Annotated in this window: 3 protein-coding genes and 1 pseudogene; 1 reads left to right on the plus strand and 3 read right to left on the minus strand. The window is 60.8% G+C overall.

The window, feature by feature from the left end; genetic code table 11:
- Nucleotides 1-428: 428 nt before the first annotated feature.
- From A2J02_RS14785 to A2J02_RS14795, 3 genes are read right to left on the minus strand one after another with little or no spacing between them, the layout of a single operon-like run.
- Nucleotides 429-830: a RidA family protein gene (locus tag A2J02_RS14785; protein WP_068050854.1), complete on the minus strand. Its 402-nt coding sequence runs from the start codon at nt 828-830 to the stop codon at nt 429-431.
- Nucleotides 827-1,624, minus strand: coding sequence for an IclR family transcriptional regulator (locus A2J02_RS14790; protein WP_068050855.1), 798 nt, complete (start codon nt 1,622-1,624; stop codon nt 827-829). The genes A2J02_RS14785 and A2J02_RS14790 overlap by 4 nt, the downstream gene beginning before the upstream one ends.
- Nucleotides 1,621-2,643 (minus strand): sugar kinase, encoded by a 1,023-nt coding sequence (locus A2J02_RS14795; RefSeq protein ID WP_231893837.1) that lies wholly within the window; start codon nt 2,641-2,643, stop codon nt 1,621-1,623. The genes A2J02_RS14790 and A2J02_RS14795 overlap by 4 nt, the downstream gene beginning before the upstream one ends.
- Before the next feature lie 129 nt (nt 2,644-2,772).
- Between A2J02_RS14795 and A2J02_RS14800 the strand changes: the two are divergent.
- Nucleotides 2,773-3,350, plus strand: a pseudogene (locus A2J02_RS14800) (amino acid deaminase); the annotation flags it as partial.

A 3,350-nucleotide genomic window follows, 5' to 3' on the forward strand; every position in this document is an offset into this window, starting at 1 on the left:
GCGAATCAGTCAAAGACATCAAGTCAAATCACTAGCAGAAAAACTCAACTAGCATTTCAAACAACACCCGACAACAACCACCACAAGCGGATGATTGATACATCGAATGCTTTCACCAAAACAAAATATTTCGGCACTGACATTCATCGACACACTGTTGAGTTCTCAAAGAACACGCACACACCGTCACTACCGTTTGCACGGTAACTTCGGGGCTTACACGCTCGAACCCCAGACATGGCTCATTACTTTCGAGCCTTGCCTGGGTTGTTCAGTGCATACTCCGTACAACCTCGTTGTCCCGGTCTGTGAAGACCGGGTCGGTGTCCGTGTCGCTCTGACTCGACAAAAGTTACGCGAAGACCAACGCTTACGCAAATCGCCTGGTCAGATGTAATTTTCGTGTGAACATCTGCCGCAAGTCTTGATCAGACGATCGCAACGGCATCGATTTCTACCAACATCTCTTCCCTGGGCAGTCCTGTGAACACTGTGGTGCGGCTCGGTAGAACGTCCCCCGACGTATGTGCCGACACGAACTGGCCGTAGGCGTCGTTCATGGTCGAGAAGTCCTCACGCTTGGTCAGATACACCCTCAGCATGACGACGTCGTCGAATGTCGCACCGCTGGCCTCGACGATCGCTTTGACGTTCTCGAGTGTGCGGGTCGTCTGCGCGGCTACATCGCCTGGATACAGGTATTCACTGGTGGCCGGGTCGACCGGCCCTTGCCCCGAGACCTGAACGAACGGCCCCTTCCGGACTCCCTGAGAAAATGTGTGGGCAGGTGCGGGCGCACCTGTGGTGCGGATTTCGATCTTCTCACTCATTGTGTTCCTTCCTTCGAGCTCTGGTTCTGTGTGCTGTAGTCCTGGGCTTCTTGCGGGTGCCATCCCAATCCTGCGGAGATCGCCGCCGCGGCGTGCTGCACTTCGGGGAGCGTGGCAAGCACTTGCTGATGATCGAGCACCATGTCGGGCACGGACATCGATACCGCTGCCACCACATCACCGGTTCCGTTGCGCACTGCGCATCCGATGCAGTTGACGAAGGACTCGTGCTCCTCGCGGTCTTCGGCGAACCCCTGCTCGCGCACGAGGTCGAGCTCGCGAAGGTAACGCTCGGCCGTCGTGATGGTTCTCTCGGTGAACGGCGTGTAGGTGATGTTGCGTGCAATCTGCACACGCTCCGCCTCCGGCCGGGCCGAGATGAGGACCTTCCCCACAGCTGTGCAGTGGAGCGGCGCAGGCTTTCCGATTCGCGAATACATCCGCACGCTCTGCTGGGCGTCGAACTTGTCGATGTAGATGACGACGCCGGCCTCGTAGGTGGCGAGGTCAACGGTTTGGCCGGTGATCATGTTGAGTTCCGCCAGGTGCGGCCGGGCAATGCTCCGCACGTCACGCTGTTCGAGCGCATGGTTGGCGAGTTCGAACAACCTGGATCCGAGCTGATATCGGTGATCCGCGTCGTGCTGGACGAATCTGTCGGCTTCCATCGTGCGAAGCAGCCGCAGCACGGTCGTCTTGTGGACCTCGAGGACCGACGCCAGCTCGTCGAGCGACTGCGGTCCATCGCCGAGCAAGCCGAGAAGTGTCATCGCCCGCGCGAGACTCTGACTCATTGCGACATCTCCGAGTGGCGCGCGGCAGTGGCCGCGTAGTCCAGCCTCGCCCAATCGGCGTCGGCCAGTTCGGCCAGTTGGGTCAGCACCGTCAAGGGAAGCACCGAGGCGATGTCGTCCTGCCCGGTCAACGCACCCGCCGCGCACAGGTGACCGAACCGAACGCGCTCGACGGAACTCCTGCCCAACAGCAGTCCGGTCAGATATCCGCCCGCGAACGCGTCTCCGGCACCGATCTTCTCGACTACGTCGAGCTTCAGCGCCGGTACGTCGATCCGAGCGGCCCCCTCGAACGCCGTCACGATGTGCGCGTCGTTCTTGATCACCAGGTGATGTGGTTGCGGAAACATCTCGCGCAGCTCGGCGGGATCGGACGTGCCGAACACCAGCGCAGCTTCGTCCGCACCCATGAACACCACATCGCTTCCTCGAACATGTTCACCGAGAACATCGGTGGCTGTGTCCGGCCGAGATTTCCACAGCGCCGGCCGATAGTTCAGATCGAAGCTGACGAGAGTGGGCTGATCCATCAAGTATCTCGTCAGATCGGCGGCGGTATCGGAGATGGCCACCGTGATTCCGGTGAAGTGGATCAGGTCGGTACGGGCGACAAGGTTCGCTGCATTCCCGTCGATGTCTGTGGGCGACAGAGCACTCGCAGCCGAGCCGGCACGGAAGTAGGTCATCGCACTGTCTCGGCATGCGAGGTCGTGGCGGTCGCCGGAACCCGATCCGCGTTGCTTCACGTACATGCCAGTGGGTCGCTCGTGGTCGAGCGTCACACCGGAGGTGTCGACACCTGCCGCGATCAATTGACCGACAAGGTACCGGCCGAATCCGTCATCTCCCACTCGAGAGATCCACGACGCATCGACGCCCAATTGACCGAACACCCTGGCCACGTTGGCTTCTGCGCCTCCGGCTGTGCGGTGGAACGTGTTCGATTTCTCCAATGGGCCCGGCTCGGCAACCAGAACGACGAGGCCTTCGCCCACACACACCGCTCGTGGTGCTTTCACGTCGATCTCCTCGAACTCTTGCGGGAACGCTGACTGTCGTTGCAGACTACAAAGCATAAACACATTGCGCAACCAGCGTTGCAAAATACGCAACGCAGTTGCGGGTTTTCCGAGACCGAGGAGACGATCGTGATCGACACCGATGCCGTCGAGGCACTCAGCCGACGAGTGCTCGGACCCGAGTACAAGGCATTGCCACCCAGGTCGTGGGGGCACACCATCGAGAGCTTTCTCGCCACGTCGCCGCGGCTCTCCGAGTTCACGACGCCCGTCCTCACTCTCGACCGGGCACGCATCGCGTCGAACATCTCGGTCATGGCCGAGTGGACTGCGCGCGCGGGAGTGCTGCTCGCACCCCACGGGAAGACGTCGATGGCCCCGCAACTGTGGAAGCAGCAGCTCGACGCAGGAAGCTGGGCCATCACCCTCGCAACCGGATGGCAAGTTCAGGCAGCACGCGCATTCGGGGTCGAACGCATCGTTCTTGCCAATGCCGAGATCGACCCTGTTGCGTTGACGTGGATTGCGGCCGAGCTGGATTCGCACCCGACATTCGAGTTCTACTGCTGGGCCGACAGCGTCGCAACGGTGCACGAGATGGACCGCATCCTCTCGACGCAAGGAGAACGGCCGGTCGCGGTCGTCGTCGAACTCGGTGGCCCGCACGGCCGAACCGGCGCGCGGACGACAGAAGAAGCGATCTCGGT

It is taken from the genome of Rhodococcus sp. EPR-147 (genome assembly GCF_001647185.1).
GTDB lineage: Bacteria > Actinomycetota > Actinomycetes > Mycobacteriales > Mycobacteriaceae > Rhodococcoides.

Excerpts from the sequence above, each read along its gene's own strand:
- A2J02_RS14785 (WP_068050854.1), bottom strand. The coding sequence starts at position 830 with ATGAGTGAGAAGATCGAAATCCGCACCACAGGTGCGCCCGCACCTGCC.
- A2J02_RS14790 (WP_068050855.1), bottom strand. The coding sequence starts at position 1,624 with ATGAGTCAGAGTCTCGCGCGGGCGATGACACTTCTCGGCTTGCTCGGC.